A 16,149-nucleotide genomic window follows, 5' to 3' on the forward strand; every position below is an offset into this window, starting at 1 on the left:
GCTCCTTGCTCGTGCCCGCGCCCGGACGGCTTCTGGCGCACCGTTCGCGTCGACGATCGAAGCGACGGCCGATCAGCCGCCAGGTACGACAAATGCCTCCCTTTTGACATATGGACGATATATGGAGGGATTGCCCATAGACCGTGCGTCGGGGACGGGTTTTTCCGCCACCGGCCCCGTACTAAGTACTACCCGTCCACCCTCGTGAAAGGCCTCGCCCCCGGGGCCGGAAGCGGCGCGCGCCGGGGGCGGGAACGCCGGCGGGCAGGGTGCCGGCGGCGCGGGAAAGGGGCTAACCCACGAACTCGTCGAGCTTCACCGCGATGCCGGACCGCTGCTCGACGCCGAGCTTGCGCAGGATGCGCGAGACGTGGCCCTTGATGGTCGACTCGGTGACGAACACCGCGGCGGCGATCTCCTTGTTGGTCATGCCGCCGCGGGCGATGAGGAGGGCGATCTCGCGTTCCTTGGACGACAGGGAGTTGAGCAGCGTCTCGGCGTGCACCGAGGGGCGCGAGATGATGTCCATGGTCTCGGTCTGGGCCTGCTCGCACCGCCGCCGCAGCTCACGCACCAGGCCGTAGAGCTCGCGCTCGCCCACCGGCACCGCGTCCTCGACCGCGCAGATCCGCGCGTGCAGCGACCGCAGGATCTCCGAGACGTCCTGGACGACCTCCACCACCGACGGCTGCTCGCCCTGCGGGGTCCCGGCCGGGACCTCCAGCTCCTCGCGGTTGAGGTCGTCCTCACGCTCGCGGGCCAGCACGGTCGACACCGAGCGCGCCGTCCACTCGAAGGCCCGGACGTGCTCGCGGGTGTAGGCGCGGGGCTGGTACGTCTGGATGGAGGCCAGGCCGATGATCGCGGGCCCCTCCTCCCGCTTGTCGAAGACGGGGATCGTCACGGCGTCGGCGGAGGCGCGCCGCTCGTCGCCGAACGACACGCCGTGCCGCAGCAGGGCGCCGTTGTCCTCGGCGTAGGTGTACGGCCGCCGATGCGCCAGGATGAACGCGGCCTGACCCCCGGGCCCGTACCCCAGCACCTCCGGCGGGACGAACTCCTTGGTCTGGAGGGTGTCGTCGAAGGTGTACGGGTAGACGATCTTGCGTCCCTCCCGGTAGAAGCCCACGTAGAAGGCTTGGACGCTGCAGATCGTCCCCATGGCGAAACGCCAGTAGTCGAACAGGGCGTGGTGGTTGCCCATACGGGCGCGAATCCCCCGGTCCGCCTGGCTCAGCACCGCGGCGACCTCGGGGGAGAACCCCGTGCTCGAACGAGGCAGGGACACCCGTCCTCCATGACTGACTTCGGTGCGGCCGATACCCGGTACCTGATACCCGATTAACGAACGTATACGGCATTACCGACAAAGCGAGCTTCACCGGTATTTCCGGATTTGCTATGACCTAGATCATAGAATGGTACGCCCACCGCCGCACGACCGGAAGGCCACGAGAGGGCGCCGGCCCCGCCACCTCGCATGATGCGATTCCGTTATGTCGCGCGTCGCCATCCGGCCGCCCCGGGTGACGGCGCCCGGCATGTCGCCCACCGGACCTCGTGCCGCGACGGCGTACCGCACTCGCGTGCGCGCCGCCCGGGGCCAACGGGCGCGGGACTTTCATCTTCCTCCGGTGCGGACAATCGATTACCTTTGGTAGTCGCATGACTACACGCCGCAATGGCGTCCGCGTCGAGTCGTCGCGCGGTTTCCCGATAGCGCCGGGTGCCGATATCCCCCTGCGAAACCAAAAAGGGACGCAAATGCCACATATGACGAAACTCAATCCCGAGGACTCCGCGCGCGCCCGATTCGCGTACGAGCTCCAGCGTCACCGCCTCATGGCCCACCTGACCCAGGGGCAGCTCGGCCGTCGCATGGGGTTCTCCGGCAGCCTGGTCGGCGCCGTGGAGAACCTCAAGCGCACGCCCAGCGAGGACTTCGCCCGGCGCTGCGACCGCGCCCTCCAGCTCGACGGCGTGCTCTCGGCGCTGCACGTCGAAGGCTGGCCGCCGCCTCCCCCGGTGCCCGAGCACTTCCGCAACTGGACGCTGGAGGAGCGCCGCGCCACGGCGCTGCAGATCTGGGATCCACTGCTGGTGCCCGGCATCTTCCAGATCGAGCAGTACGCCCGGCGGGTGTTCGAGCGCGCGCCCGGCATCACCCCCGAAGAGGTCGAGGAGCGTCTCGTCGGCAGGATGCAGCGCAAGAACATCCTTTCCCAGGAAAAGCCCCCCATGATCCTCAGCATCATCGACGAAGGCGTTCTCCGCCGGCCGATCGGCGGCCCCGAAGTGATGCGCCGGCAAATGGAATACCTCCTCGAAATCGCGCACCATCCCCGGGTGACCATACAGATAGTTCCCTTCGAGGCCGAGGCCGTTCCAGGGTTACTGGCCGCTTTTGTTATAGCCGAACAGCGCGGCACTCCATATGCGGTATATGTGGATTCCATACCTGACGGACGAACGCTGACCGAACGAGGGGTGATCGCATCGCTGACCGCGCGTTACGACGCCATCAGAGCGGAGGCGTACCCGACATCGCTCTCCCTCAAAGTCATCCAGCAAACCGCCGAAAGATGGACTTGAGCCGGGCGAACTGGCGTAAATCCAGATTCAGCGGGGACACCGGCGGTCACTGCGTCGAGGTGGCGAGCAACCTGGCGGGCGTGGTGGCGGTCCGCGACTCCAAGAACCCCGGCGCGCCCGCCGTTGTCACCAGTCGCGGTGAATGGGGATTATTCGTAAGAACCGTAAAAATCGGGCGTACTTCCTCCTCGACGACCAACCCGTTCCACGGAACTTCCAGGGGGAGCCGATTAACCGGCGTCGGCCGCCAGCCCGCCCGACTTAACCGCATTTTCGGCATTCTTACCATTCCACCGAATTCACCGCCCGCCGTCCGGCTCTCCCCGGCGGCCCGGCGCCCGCTCTCACCCGCTGGTACACGGCTGGTCAGGGCGGCTCATGCCGGTGACAATGATCAGATGAGCATCCGAGTGGCCGGCGTCCACGAGCTTCCCGTCCTCCAGGAGATCGAGCGCGCGGCCGGCCGGCCCTTCCGCGACATCGGCATGTCGGCCGTCGCCGAGGACGAGCCCTTGGCCCTCGACGTGCTCGCGGGCTACCAGCGCGAGGGACGCGCGTGGGTGCGGGTCGACGCCGGCGACCGTCCCGTCGCCTACCTCATCGCCGGTCTCGTCGACGGCAACCTGCACATCGAACAGGTGTCGGTGCACCCGGCCTCGGCGCACCGCGGCATGGGGCGCTCGCTCATCGACCACGCCGCCGCGTACGCCAAGGAGCAGGCCCTGCCCGCCCTCACGTTGATCACCTTCACCCGGGTGCCGTGGAACGCCCCCTACTACGAGCGCTGCGGCTTCTGGTGCCTCGACGACGCCGAGCTCACCCCCGGCCTGCGGGCCCTGCGCCGCCACGAGGCCGAGCTCGGCCTCGACCGCTGGCCGCGCGTGTGCATGCGACGCGACCTGTGACGACGCCCTCCCGGTAGGGAAGGGCCGCGGAGCCGGGCGCGTCGGCACTGGGCGATTTATGCTGGATGCACGACGCCATGGAGCCACCCTCATCGATGACGATCGGCCGGGAAGTGACGACAGCACCGCCTTCCGCACCGGGAGAACCGCAGCGTTCACCCTCCGCCGGGCCCGGGCGCGCCGCGGAACTCCCCGGCGTGTCGCCGCTGCCGCCGGGCGCGTCGCCCCCGCCCGGCGACCCCGAGGAGAGCTACCGGCGCTCCTACGAGGGGGTCCGCGACTTCCTGCGGGTCTTCGACCAGATGCGCGTCCGCCCCACCTGGCGCAACGGTGACGTCCCTCTGCCCGTGCTGTGGGTCGCGGGAAGGTACACGGCGACGGCGGCGGTGGCCCAGGAGCTGGAGGCCCGCTGCGACGGCACCCCGTTCGCGCATCTCGGCCCCTCCCCCGACCCCGCCGAGGGGCCGCTCCCGGCCGGGAACCGGCACGCCCCGCCGTACGCCGCGGTGGTGGCCTGGCTCCGGCAGGCCACCCGCGACCTGGCGGCCGTCGCCCCGCCCGGCGAGGCCCACCTGCGCTTTCCGCTGCTCGCGCAGGTGCTGTGGCTGCTCGACCTGCAGATCGACGAGGTCGAGCCCGACCGCCTGCACGATGGCGTCAAGCGAGCCGTCCGGCAGCGCCGGCGGCAGATCGGCGGCGGCACCGCCCAGGACCGGCGCAACTTCTGGGCGAACGTGCGGGCCTACGCCGAGGGCCCGCTGCCGGCCTGGGCCGCCGCGGCCGCGCTGCTCAGCGCGGGGTGGGCCGACCAGCTCAGCACGCTGCTCGGCGTCTGCGCGATCTTGGCCGGTCTGGTCATCGGAGCGGTCCACGTGCTGCTGTTGTCGCGCAGCTGGGCCGGGCGGCGCCGCTACGGGTGGTTCTGCCGCCAGCCGTACCTCATCCCCGGCGAGCGCCGCAACCAGCCGACCGACTTCACCAGGTTCGCGGTCCGCGTCCTGCAGGCCCGCCGCCGCGCCACCGCCGTCCCGGCCGCCGAGGTCGCGGCCGTCTGGGCGGCGGCCGCCACCCGGCCGCCCGCGGACCCGCCCGCGCCCGCTCCGCTCTCGATCGTCGAGGGCGTGCCGGAGGCCCCGGAGGAGAGCGCGGAGGACCGCAAGGTCCCGGAGGCGGCGCAGGCCGCCGAGGGCATCGAGCACCTGCTGGTCAACGCCTTCCTGGAGGACCTGCGACAGGGGTACGAGCGGCGGCCGTGGAAGGTGTGGCGGCGGGTCGCTTGGGCCCGCACCTCCTACCCCGTGCTGCTGGCGGACGGCGGCGCGGGCCACCTGGTCGCCCGGGTGGAGGAGGTCCGCGCCGGCACCTGCCTGCCCGACCCGCTGCTGGTCGTCCTGGCCGGGCCCGCCGAGCGGCCCCCCGCGTTCCCGCGCCCCGGGGGGGCCGGGGGCGACGCGGCGGGCGCCGTCGTCCCGGCCGGGCGGCCGGAGCAGGCCGAGAGACTGTGGCGGCGCTGGCGCGGCGACCTCGCCCGCGACCGTGCCATCGGGTCGGCCCGGGTGCTACGCGTCGACATGCGGCCGCAGGACGCCCCGCTGTTCGAGACGGTCACCGTGCCGGTGCGCGGGCGCCGGCGCCCGCTGCTGGCGCATCCGGTGCTGCCATGGCTGGCGGTCGCGGCCGTGGTGACGCTCTCACTGGTCAACGTCGTCGCGACCGCCGCGAGCAACTGCGGGCCCGACATCCGCAGGGCGGCCACCGGCGAGTGCGTCGGGCTGGGCGAGGACGGCTTCGTCTACGCCCCGCAGCTCGCCCGGGTGCTCGGGGCTATCGACGAGAACAACGAGGCCGTCCTGTCCTCCGGGCGTCCGTACGCCACGGTGGTCTACTTCGGCAAGCTGACCGTCCAGGGCGAGGCGAGGATCGGCCTCACCGACCCGCTCACCGACATCCACGGGGAGCTGGCCGGCATCACCATGGCGCAGGACAGGCTGATCGCCAACAGCGGGGACGGCAGCAAGCTCCAGATGCGGGTGCTGGTGGCCAACGCGGGAGCCGACTTCCGCTACGCCGAGCAGGTGGCGGGGGACGTGCTCCGGCAGGCCCGGCGCGACCCGTCGGTGGTGGGCGTCGTCGGGCTGGGGGAGAGCCGCCCGCAGGTCCAGAAGGCCATCCAGCTCCTCGGCCGCACCGCCCTGCCCGTGATCACCACGACGGCCACCTTCGACGACCTCGGGCGCCGCGGCGACGCCTTCATCCCCTCGTTCTTCCCGCTGGCCCCGCCCAACAGCGAACTCGCCGCCACGGCCGCCCGCTGGGCCCGCGCCGGCCTGCCCGGGCGCGAGGTGCCGCCCGCGCGGACGGCCGTCGTCTTCGCCGACACCAGCGTCGCCGACCTGCTGGGCCGCGACCTCGGGGCCAGGTTCGCCCGCGCGTTCGGCGACGGCGCGAGGACGGTCGGGTACGCCAACGCCGCGGAGCTGGAGACCCGGGTCGGCGAGGTGTGCTCGGCCCAGGGCGGCGGCGAGCCCGATCTCGCCTACTACGCCGGCAGGTCGGCGCAGTTCGGCGCGTTCATCGACGCGATCTCCAAGTCGCAGTGCCACCGGCTCACGGTGCTGGCCAACGACGACGTCACCCAGTACGTCAACGACCACGCCCCGCAGCTCGGGGCGAACAACCGGGTGCGGGTGATGTACGTCGCCCTGGCGTCTCCCAACGCCTGGGAGGCGGTGCCCCGGCAGTTCCGGACCGACTTCTACCAGCGGTTCGACGCCTTCCTCGCCTCGCTCGGCATGAAGGGGCTGCCCGCCATCGAGCTGCCGTCCAGGGAGTACGCGGTGCAGGCGCGCGACGCCGCCGAGACGCTGATGCAGGCCGCCCAGGCCGCCTACACGGGCCAGGGCGGCCCGGCGGCCCCGCCGGGCGATCCCGGGGTGGTCGACCGTGGCGGGGTCCTGCTGGCCCTGGAGAAGCTGGAGGAGATCGACGGCGACAGCGGCCTGGTCAAGCTGCACGGCGCCGGCGACGGCGCGCACGCGCTCGACCGCCCGGTGCTGCTCGTGGCCGTGGACCCCGACGGCCGCCAGGTGGTGGTCCGCCAGTGCGGCCGCCTGTACGCCCAGCAGCCGCCGAGCCCGACCTGCGGGCGCCCGTAGCCCGGCCGGTCAGATCTGGCCGGTGACCGTGGTGCCCTCGCCGACCACGCTGTTGACGGTGATCGTGCCGCCGACCTCGCTGAAGCGGCGTTTCATCGTGTCGATCCCCCGTCCGGTGCGCCCGGGCGCGAACCCGACGCCGTTGTCGCTGACGGTCAGCCGCAGGCCGCCGCGGCCGGTGGTGAGGGCGAACGAGAGGGTGTGGGCGCCGCTGTGCCGCTCGACGTTGGCGAGAGCCTCACGCACGACGGCGTAGACGGCGTCCGCCACAGGGCCGGTGACGTTCTCCTTGGGCATCGCCCAGACCTCGACCGTGAGCCCCGTGCGATCCGACCACTCGGTCAGGTAGTCCTCGACGGCCTGAGCCAGACTCCGTCCTTCGCGCATGCGCAACTCTTCGAACAACTGCCCCAACCCTCCTGGGCGCACCGCTCCGGGCATCGTGGTCCCGGCCCCACCGCGTCCCGTGGACGAAGGTCCACTTATGACGCTACCGGCGCGTGCTCAACGAGCGATTGAGATCCGTTTGGCGGGGATCGGCGGCCCGCCCGGGCCGTGACAGACCCCGCACACCGTGTCATGCCCCACCCTCCTGCATGCCACGCTACCTGCACCGGGGCGCCGGCGCGCCGAGAGGCCGCTACCTGCGGTCGTTGCGTTCGAGGCGGGCGAGGTAGTCGTTGTAGGCGTCCAGCTCGGCGTCGCCGGTGCCGCCCTCCTTGGCGGCGCGCGCGTCGGCGCGGCGGTCGGCGCGCCGGGCGTGGCGCTCGTCGTCGCGGTACCACTGGAAGGCGAGCGCGATCAGGACGATCAGCGTGGGGATCTCGCCGAAGGCCCAGGCGATGGCCCCGCCGGTGCTCTGGTCGGACAGCGCGGAGGCCCCCCAGGTGCGGCCGAGCTGGTCGTACCACCCGGAGGCCAGCACCGTGCCCATGTTCATCAGCGCGATGCCGAAGAACGCGTGGAACGGCATGGTGACGAACAGCAGCAGGAGCCGCCCGACGTACGGCAGCCGGGTGGGCGCCGGGTCGATGCCGATGATCACCCAGAAGAACAGGCATCCGCTGAGCAGGAAGTGCAGGGTCATCACGATGTGCCCGAGGTGCTCCTCCATGGCCGCCTCGAACAACGGCGTGAAGTACAGGGCGTACGTGGAGACGATGAACAGGGCGGTGGCGACGGCGGGGTGGGTGATCACCTTGGCGGCCCGGCTGTGCAGGACCACGGTCAGCCACTCGCGCGGCCCCCGGTCTCCGCGCCGTGCCACCGGCTTGAGCGCGCGCAGGGCGAGCGTCACCGGGGCGCCCAGCACGAGGAAGATCGGCACGATCATGGACAGCACCATGTGCTCGGCCATGTGCACGCTGAACAGCACGGGGGCGTAACGCGCGACGCCGGTCTGCGTGACCAGCACCAGGGCGAGCACGCCGATGCCCCAGCTGACCGTTCGGCCGACCGGCCAGCGGTCGCCGCGGCGCGCCAGCCGTACGACGCCCGCGGCGTAGAGGCCGCCGAGCAGCGCCGCGATCACCGCGAAGAACAGGTCGAACCACCACAGGGTGAGCAGGTTGCCGACCGAGATCGGCGGCGGGACCAGGTAGCCCAGCAGCTCGAACGCCCGGTCGACCGGCAGGTCGAGCGGCGGCGGCGCGGTGCGTGACAGCGCCACGGCGACGCCCGTCGCCGCGAGCATGACCAGGGCCTCGGCGGCGGCGAGCCTGGTGAAGGCGCCCGGGCGCCGTGCCGCGACGCCGGGCAGCGTGCGGCCGCGGTGCCACCAGCCGGCGACGCCCAGCAGGGTGAACAGGGCCGCCTTGACCAGCACCAGCACGCCGTAGGAGGTGGTGAACAGATCTTGGACGGCGGTGAGGCGGGCCAGCGCGCTGAACAGGCCCGACAGGCCGACGCCGACGAAGCACCACAGCGCCATGCGGGAGAAGCGGTGCGCGGCGACGTCGAGGTGCGGCTCGCCGCGGAAGGCGTGGGCGCACAGCAGCAGCAGCCCGCCCACCCACAGCGACAGCACCAGCAGGTGCATCGCGACGCTGGTGGTGGCCAGGCCGTGGTTGGGCGCCGAGGAGGAGTGGCCGGTGAGCGCGGGCGGCAACAGCGTGACCAGCGCCAGCGCCAGCAGGCCGCCGGCGGCGCCCGCGGTGATCGCGCCCCGGGAGAACAGCGCGAGCGCCGTGGCGAACAGCACGACCAGGGTGAGCGCGATGCCCTGCGAGACCTGGCTGGCGTAGCTGGTCAGCGCCTCGCCGCCGACGACCTCGGCGACGGGCAGGCCGAGGGTCTCCGACAGGCTGAACACCATGGTCGAGGCCGCGGCGACCGCCCACACCAGCGCCGCCCACGAAGCTCCCCGCAGGTAGGCCAGGGCGGACCTGCCGAGCAGGCCCTTGTCGCTGGGCAGCAGGGCGGTGGCGGTGAGCAGCATGCCGACGGTCAGCACGCCGGCGATGTCCATGGCCAGCTTGGACCCGGGCAGGGCCCAGCGGGTGAGCGTGCCCTCGTCGGGCAGGCCGGGGATGATGCGCGGGGTGGCCGCGCCGCCGGCGAACATCGCCAGCGCCAGGGCGGCCAGGGCCGCCAGGACGCCGGCGACCGCCAGGCGTGCGGTTCGGCTCACGTCTTCTTCCGCATGCTGAGAGCCATGCCGATGCCGATGCCGGCGATGCCGAAGACGACGATCCACACCCAGACGGGGATGCCGCCGGACTGCTCCTCCCGCCGCGACGCCGGGGTGGCCGCGACGGAGGAGGGCGCGGCGACGGCGGTCTCGGCGGGGCTCGGGGCCGCCGCCGAGGGGGACGGGGACGGCGAGGGGGCCGCCGCCTCGGGCGCCTTGACGGTGAAGGGGATCTCGCCCTCGATGGGGTGCCCGTCGGCGGAGACCACGCGCCAGGCGATCGTGTACTCGCCGGAAGGCAGGTCGCCGGAGACCTTCTGGGTGACGACCGGCCCGTCGACCTCGGGCTTGCCGTCGTGGTAGGCCTGGCCGCCGGCGTCCCGCACCAGGACCACCGGGAACCTGACCGACTCGGTGTAGGTGAGCGTCACCGACTCGACGCCCTCCACCGTGGACCCCTTCTTAGGGTCACTGCTCTTCAACGTCGTGTGAGCCAGCGCGGGCGCGGCGAAGGAGGTGCCGAGCACGGCGGCGACCACGAACGCGAGCACGGCGGCGAGCGGGGATGTCTTCATAGCCCCTTAAGGCTACTCAGCCGGAGGGCCGGTCGCCCCCGCGGTCGGCGGACGGTCGCCCCCATGGTGTGGCCGGTCGCCGGGCCGGTCGCGCGGAGAGGTCCGCGAGAGTGGTGTGGCGGACAGAGCCCCGCGGGCGCGGCCCGGCGCCGGACCGCCCCGCCCGGCCGCGTCCGCGGCCGGGCGCGCGGGTTCACAGGCCGGCGCAGGCCAGAGCGCGGTGGTAGGCGTCGACGCTGGCCTCGTCGTCCAGGACCTCCAGCATCTCGGCGGCGGCGAGCCAGCTGGCGGCGGTCTTGCGCGTCTGGTGACCGTTCTGCAGGAGCTTCTCGGCCTGGGTGATCTGCTCGATCGCCTCATCCCGCTTGCCGAGCAGGATGAGAGCGCGGGAGAGGATCAGCCGGGTCTCCGTGAGCAGGAACCCCTTGCCGTCGTCCAGCATGTCGACGGCCTTGGTCGCGTGCCCGACGGCCTCCTGCGCCTCACCGAGCATGATCTCGGCATTGGCCAGCCCGGCCAGGCACCTGGCGACGTCGACCACGCTGGCCGCCGACTCGGTCAGGTCGCGCTTGGCGCGCACCAGCAGGTCCTTCGCCTTCGCGGCCTCGTCCGGGCGCGCCCGCATCAGCAGGACCCCCGTCGCGTTGCGGACCCTGGCGAGGTTACGGGCGTCGCCGGTCTCGGACTGGATCGCGAACGCCCGCTCCGCCAGGGCGATGGCCTCCTCCGCCTGGCCGACCTCGTCGGCGACGAGCGCGGCGTTCCAGCACGCGGCGACGGTCGCGCGGGGGGTGCCGAGCATCTCGGCCGCCCCCAGCAGCTCCAGGGCGAACTGCTGAGCCCGCAGCAGGTCGCCACGGGCGACGTAGGCCGTGAGCAGGGTCGAGCCCAGCTCCATGAGGTCGCTGTTCCAGGACGGGCGCCCGGTGCCGAAGAGCACCTCCTCGGCCACCTGCACCGCCTCGGTCAGCTTGCCGCGCTCGCGGTAGCACCGGCAGAGGGCGAGCACGACCGCGACCGCGCGCTCTTCGCCGGCCGCCTCGGCGGCGGAGTCGCGAAGGCGGGACAGCACCTCGATGGCTTCGTCCAGATCGCCGCAGGCCTCGGCCGCGAGAGCGTAGCCGTACCGCGCCTTGTGGCTGAGCGACGGCAGGCTGACCAGGCCGCCGTCCGAGAGGAGGTCGGCGTAACGGCGCCTGGCCTCGGCGGCCTCCCCGTTGTGCAGGGCGAGGCTCGCGTAGCCCAGGCCCAGCTCCAGTTCGTGCATCTGCTCGGCGGTGACGCCGTTGATCAGATACGTTATGGAGCAGTCGAGTTTGGCCGCCAGCAGTTCCAATACCGCGGTGGTCGGGGTTCGCTTGCCGCTCTCGATCAGTGATACATAACTATCCGAGAGTTCGGGGTGGGCCAACTGGGCCTGGGAAAGACCGCGTTGGCGACGAATCGTCTTGATTCGCTGTCCAATAAGATCTTGACTGGTCACTGGCACCCCTGAAAGATGTAGACCCCGACGGACAGCCCCCGACTGGAGTTAGCCATGCGTCGCTTCCGCCTCGCCGCTACGACCCTAGCCATCGCGTTTCTCGCCCTTACCGGTACTGGAGCCAATGCTACGACTACAGAAGCCATCTCGTCTTCCGCCCGGGCGGACGTCGTTCCAGGCTGCTGCTGATTTGTAACCTTTTCGGTACGTAGAGCAAGACAGGGCAAAGCCCCAGCCCACCACAGAGGAGACATTTCGCCCGGTCAACTCCTCGACCCGTCGGAGGCGCAAGCTACTCGCCCCCAGCTGCACGTGCAGACGCCCGCTTGCAGAGCGCTGAGCACGGCAACAGCCTCCACTCGGGTGCCGCCGGAGGCAGGCGGTGACCGGGGCCGGCATACGGCCCGCGTACGATCGCGGCACATCGACGGTCATGGTGACCAGCATCAAGTGAGCATGAGCCTCATCGCTGGTCACCACACCCTTGTGCGGCGCCCTGGCCAGGCCGGGCGCACGGGCCGGCTCCTCGACGCCGTCCCCTGGCCCCCCCGGGCCGACGTGATCGGCATTCTGGCCTCCGGACACCGGACTCATGAACTGAGCGGTGTGGAGCATCGCTACCCGTTCCCCTAACAGGTGTCGAAGCCTGCGCACGCGATTCTGCACATGCGCCTGGCCTTGCATCTGCACAGTATTCCGCACGGGCGCCCGACGCGCACCCTTCCCCCTTTATTTAATTCCCTGGAGGGGACGATTCCATCGCCGGGGCGAGACAGTGCCCTTCCCCGTCCGGCGCCGCCGTCACGAGGGCCCCGGACGCGAGCCACCGGCTCTCCGACGCCCCCCGGTCAAGCTGCGGCCCCCCGGTCACCGGTCCCCCTTTGGCGCTCATGGCCATGCCTGGTGTACTTCGAGGGTGAGTCACACCACCCGCAGCACCAGCCGCAGCCAGCAGGAGCAGGGCGTCGGGGCGAGCGCGCTCCGGCCGGACGGCACCTTGAAGGTGACCGGCGAGTTCGCCTACTCCTCCGACCTCTACCTGGCGGACATGCTCTGGGGGGCCACCCTCCGCAGCCCGCATCCCTCGGCGTGGATCCGCTCGGTCGACGTCACCCCCGCCCTCGCCATGCCCGGCGTTTACGCGGCGCTCACCTGGGAGGACGTCCCCGGCGAGCGGTTCTACGGCCTGGAGCTCAAGGACCAGCCGGTGCTCGCCGTCGACCAGGTGCGCTACGAGGGGGAGCCGGTGGCGGTCGTGGCCGCCGACCACCCCGAGACCGCGCGCCGGGCCGCGGCGGCGATCATCGTGGAGTACGAGCCGCGCGAGGCCGTGACCGACGCGCGCCGCGCCCTGTTCGACGCCGCCTCGCCGAAGGTCCACGCGAACGGCAACCTCGTCCGGCACCAGCCGGTGCGGGTGGGCGGCACGTTCGAGGCCGACGTCGTCGTCACCGGCGAGTACGAGGTCGGCATGCAGGACCAGGCGTTCCTCGGCCCGGAGTCCGGGCTGGCCGTGCCCGCCGAGGACGGCGGCCTCGACCTGTTCGTCGCGACGCAGTGGCTGCACGTCGACCAGGAGCAGATCGCGCCCTGCCTGGGCCTGCCCAAGGACAAGGTGCGGATGACGCTGGCGGGCGTCGGCGGGGCGTTCGGCGCCCGGGAGGACCTGTCGATGCAGGTGCACGCCGGCCTGCTGGCCCTGCGCACCGGCAGGCCGGTGAAGATGGTGTACGGCAGGCAGGAGTCGTTCTTCGGGCACGTGCACCGCCACCCGGCCGTGATGCGGTACGAGCACGGCGCCACCCGCGACGGCCTGCTGGTGTACGTGAAAGCCGAGATCGTGCTGGACGGCGGGGCCTACTGCTCCTCCTCCCCCGCCGTGGTCGGCAACGCCGCGTCGCTGGGCGTGGGTCCGTACGAGGCCGCCAACATCGCGATCGACGCCTACGGCGCCTACACCAACAACCCGCCGTGCGGGGCGATGCGCGGCTTCGGCGCCGTTCAGGCCTGCTACGCCTACGAGTCGCAGATGGACCGGCTCGCCGAGGCGTGCGGGCTCGACCCGGTGGAGATCCGGGTGCGCAACGCGGTGTCGCAGGGGTCGCGCCTGGCCACCGGCCAGCTCGTCGACTCCCCCGCCCCGCTGGCCGGCATGCTGCGCGAGCTGGCCGCCATGCCGCTGCCGGACGCCACCCCCGCCACCGACCTGCGGTCGCTGCCCGGCGGCGTGGCCCAGACCACCCACGGCGAGTCCGTGCGGCGCGGCGTCGGGTACGGCGTGGGGATCAAGAACATCTGCTTCTCCGAGGGCTTCGACGACTACTCGACGGCCAGGGTGCGGCTGGAGCTGCTCGGCGGCGAGCCGCACGTGCTCGTGCACACCGCCGCCGCCGAGGTCGGGCAGGGCCTGTTGACGGTGCAGGCGCAGATCGCCCGCACCGAGCTGGGCGTCGAGCGGGTCACCGTCGCCCCGGCTGACACCGGGGTCGGCTCCGCGGGCTCCAGCTCGGCCTCGCGCCAGTCGTACGTCACCGGCGGCGCCGTCAAGACGGCGAGCGAGGCGGTACGCGCCCGCCTGGACGAGTTGCGCGCCGAGCACCCGGCGATGCCCCTGGAGGAGCTGCTGGAGCGGTTCGGGCCGGTCGAGGAGACCCGGGAGTACCGCCACCGCAAGACGTACCCGATGGACCCGCTGACCGGGCAGGGCGACTCCCACACCCAGCTCGCCCTGTGCGTCCACCGGGCCGTGGTCGACGTGGACGTGGAGCTCGGCCTGGTCAAGGTGGTCGAGCTGGCGGCCGTGCAGGACGTCGGCAAGATGCTCAACCCGCTGGCGCTGGAGGGTCAGATCCACGGCGGCTCGGCGCAGGGGCTGGGGCTGGCGCTCATGGAGGAGATCCAGGTGCGCGACGGCAAGGTGCTCAACCCGTCGTTCACCGACTACCTGATCCCCACCATCCTCGACATGCCGCCCATGCGGCTGTCGATCCTGGAGAATCCCGACCCCGCCGCGCCCTACGGGCTGCGCGGGGCCGGGGAGCCGCCGACGCTGTCGTCCACCCCGGCCGTCGCCGCGGCGGTGCGGGCGGCGACGGGGCTCGCGCTGTCGCGGGTGCCCATCAGGCCGCACGACATCGCGCTCGCCCGGGAGACGGCGGGTTAGCCGAGGTCGCCGCGCTCGCAGGCGACCCCGTCGCGGTCGCCGTCGGTGTACCAGGCGTACTCGGGGTGGACGCCCTCGGTGTAGGGGCCGCGGCCGGCGGCGTTGGCCTCCCTGCAGGTGCGGTACCGGGGGTCGGGCGAGCGGGTGGCGGCCGAGCGCGGGGCCTCGGACCGCTGGTTCACCGGCACGTTCGCGGACGCGCGGGGACTTGCGCTCGCCTGCGGCGACGGCGTCGTCCCGGCGCCGCCCACGCCCGTGCCGCCCGCGCCGCCCGTGCCCGCGCCGTCCGGGGGCGTCAGCGGGGCGGGGCCGCCGCCGGCCGGGGACTGCGTCGAGCCCGGGGCGCCGGTGGGGGCGGTCGTGGGAGAGCAGGTGGGCGTGCCCGGGGGCGCCGTGCCGCCGGGCGAGGTGATCGGACCGCCGGGCGAGGTGACGCCGCCGGTGCCGCCGGGAGGTGCGGTGCCCGTGCCGGGCGGGCAGGTGGAGGCCGCGGCCGAGGGGGACGCCGAGGGGACGGCCCCGTCGGTTCCGGGCACCGGGCCGGGCGTGCCGAGAAGACGGGAGACGAGGGCGTCGGCCTGCTGCTCGTCGAGGCCCGTGATGCTGAGGCTGTCCTGGGTGATGGGCTGGGCGACCCGGGGGGCGGCCACCACCTTGTCGTCCACGACCACGGCCAGGAGCTGGTTGAGGGCGTCGCGGGTGAGATCCTCCAGCCGCTGGCGGCTCTCGGGGGCGAGCACGACCCGCACGGCGTACTCTCCGCCGGTGTCGGCCACGGCCTCCACCTTCAGCACCGAGGTGACGGTGACGCCGGGGGCCACCTGGTAGCAGGTGGTGCCCGCGTCGTCCAGCACGGCTTCGGCCCCAGGGCACGGCGCGGGCCGCGTGCCGGTGACCGGGGCGAAGTGGATCGCGGTGGCCAGGCGGCGCGGCGGCGCCGCGCCGAGCGGGACGTCGGGCTGGCGGGTCATCAGGACGGCGATCGTGCCGAGCACGCCGGTCACCAGCACGACCACGGCCAGCGCGGCGATCAGGGCGATGGTGGTGGAGCGCGCGGCCCGCGGCGGCGCCCCGGGCCCGGACGGCGGCCCGCCCGGGGCCCCCGGGCCGGGCGGGGGGCCGGACGGCCCTCCGGGGCCGGCCGGGGGCTCGCCCGGCCCGGGTGGCCCTCCGGCCGCGGGCGGCTCCCCGGGATCGGGCGGGCTGCCGGACGGCGGAGCCGTCTCGGGGCGCTCGAAGGGCGACCGGCCGCCGGAACGGGCGGCGGCCGTGCCGGGGCCGGGCATGGCGGCGTGATCCGTCTCGGCGGGACGATCGGCGTGGTCGTCCGCCGGCGGATGACCGGGCATCCCCATTCCTGTCACTGACATCGCTCGGGCGAGCCTATCGAGGCTGCCGGGTTCGGGCTAACCGGGGAATCCGCGCCGCCGGGCGGCGACCGGAGACGGCCACCGGGCCCGGCGAGCCCTCTGACAATTTGCCAGCTAATAGAGTCATTCCTGGGAATCTGCTCCGTATCAGGCGTTTTTCGGGGAACGGAACGTGGTAAGAGGTCCGGCCGGAAACGGCCGGGGCCGCCCGAGGCGCTCCACCCCCGCCACGCCCGTGGGCGGGTCCCCGGGTCACGCCGGCCGCCGCCGTCCCGGC

At 72.7% G+C, this 16,149-nt stretch carries 10 protein-coding genes and 1 pseudogene; 5 read left to right on the plus strand and 6 right to left on the minus strand.

Annotation, left to right across the window (positions count from 1 at the left end; all coding sequences use genetic code 11):
- Window positions 1-292: 292 nt before the first annotated feature.
- Window positions 293-1,288 carry a helix-turn-helix transcriptional regulator gene (locus tag PYR91_RS04420; RefSeq protein ID WP_279777629.1) on the minus strand — a complete coding sequence of 332 codons (996 nt, stop codon included), beginning with the start codon at window positions 1,286-1,288 and terminating at the stop codon, window positions 293-295.
- A 485-nt stretch (window positions 1,289-1,773) separates the two neighbouring features.
- Here PYR91_RS04420 and PYR91_RS04425 point away from each other — a divergent pair, with 485 nt between their 5' ends.
- From PYR91_RS04425 to PYR91_RS04440, 4 genes and pseudogenes are all read left to right on the plus strand, one after another.
- On the plus strand, window positions 1,774-2,592 hold the full coding sequence (locus tag PYR91_RS04425; RefSeq protein WP_279777630.1) for a helix-turn-helix transcriptional regulator: 819 nt from the start codon (window positions 1,774-1,776) through the stop codon (window positions 2,590-2,592).
- Window positions 2,583-2,750 (plus strand): annotated as a pseudogene (locus PYR91_RS04430) (DUF397 domain-containing protein); the annotation flags it as partial. The gene PYR91_RS04425 and the pseudogene PYR91_RS04430, both read left to right, overlap by 10 nt.
- A 240-nt stretch (window positions 2,751-2,990) precedes the next feature.
- A complete protein-coding gene (locus PYR91_RS04435) occupies window positions 2,991-3,497 on the plus strand; it encodes a GNAT family N-acetyltransferase (protein WP_279778023.1) in 507 nt (168 codons plus the stop codon).
- 197 nt (window positions 3,498-3,694) lie between these two features.
- Complete coding sequence (locus PYR91_RS04440; RefSeq protein WP_279777631.1) at window positions 3,695-6,652, plus strand: hypothetical protein; 2,958 nt, start codon at window positions 3,695-3,697, stop codon at window positions 6,650-6,652.
- A gap of 9 nt (window positions 6,653-6,661) precedes the next feature.
- On the opposite strand, the gene PYR91_RS04445 is transcribed toward PYR91_RS04440, so the two are convergent.
- From PYR91_RS04445 to PYR91_RS04460, 4 genes are all read right to left on the minus strand, one after another.
- Window positions 6,662-7,039: an ATP-binding protein gene (locus PYR91_RS04445; RefSeq protein WP_279777632.1), complete on the minus strand. Its 378-nt coding sequence runs from the start codon at window positions 7,037-7,039 to the stop codon at window positions 6,662-6,664.
- Window positions 7,040-7,292: 253 nt separating this feature from the next.
- Complete coding sequence (locus PYR91_RS04450) at window positions 7,293-9,281, minus strand: cytochrome c oxidase assembly protein (RefSeq protein ID WP_279777633.1); 1,989 nt, start codon at window positions 9,279-9,281, stop codon at window positions 7,293-7,295.
- Window positions 9,278-9,856 carry a copper resistance protein CopC gene (locus PYR91_RS04455; protein WP_279777634.1) on the minus strand — a complete coding sequence of 193 codons (579 nt, stop codon included), beginning with the start codon at window positions 9,854-9,856 and terminating at the stop codon, window positions 9,278-9,280. The genes PYR91_RS04450 and PYR91_RS04455 overlap by 4 nt, the downstream gene beginning before the upstream one ends.
- Window positions 9,857-10,049: 193 nt before the next feature.
- On the minus strand, window positions 10,050-11,345 hold the full coding sequence (locus tag PYR91_RS04460; protein ID WP_347942877.1) for a helix-turn-helix transcriptional regulator: 1,296 nt from the start codon (window positions 11,343-11,345) through the stop codon (window positions 10,050-10,052).
- 910 nt (window positions 11,346-12,255) lie between these two features.
- Between PYR91_RS04460 and PYR91_RS04465 the strand changes: the two genes are divergently transcribed.
- On the plus strand, window positions 12,256-14,502 hold the full coding sequence (locus PYR91_RS04465) for a molybdopterin cofactor-binding domain-containing protein (RefSeq protein ID WP_279777635.1): 2,247 nt from the start codon (window positions 12,256-12,258) through the stop codon (window positions 14,500-14,502).
- Here the strand turns inward: PYR91_RS04465 and PYR91_RS04470 are convergent.
- Entirely contained in the window at window positions 14,499-15,851 is a 1,353-nt protein-coding gene (locus PYR91_RS04470) for an excalibur calcium-binding domain-containing protein (RefSeq protein ID WP_279777636.1), read from the minus strand. The two genes, PYR91_RS04465 and PYR91_RS04470, sit on opposite strands and share 4 nt — an antisense overlap.
- Window positions 15,852-16,149 lie beyond the last annotated feature (298 nt).

Source organism: Sphaerisporangium sp. TRM90804 (assembly GCF_029846175.1).
Taxonomy (GTDB): Bacteria; Actinomycetota; Actinomycetes; order Streptosporangiales; family Streptosporangiaceae; genus Sphaerisporangium.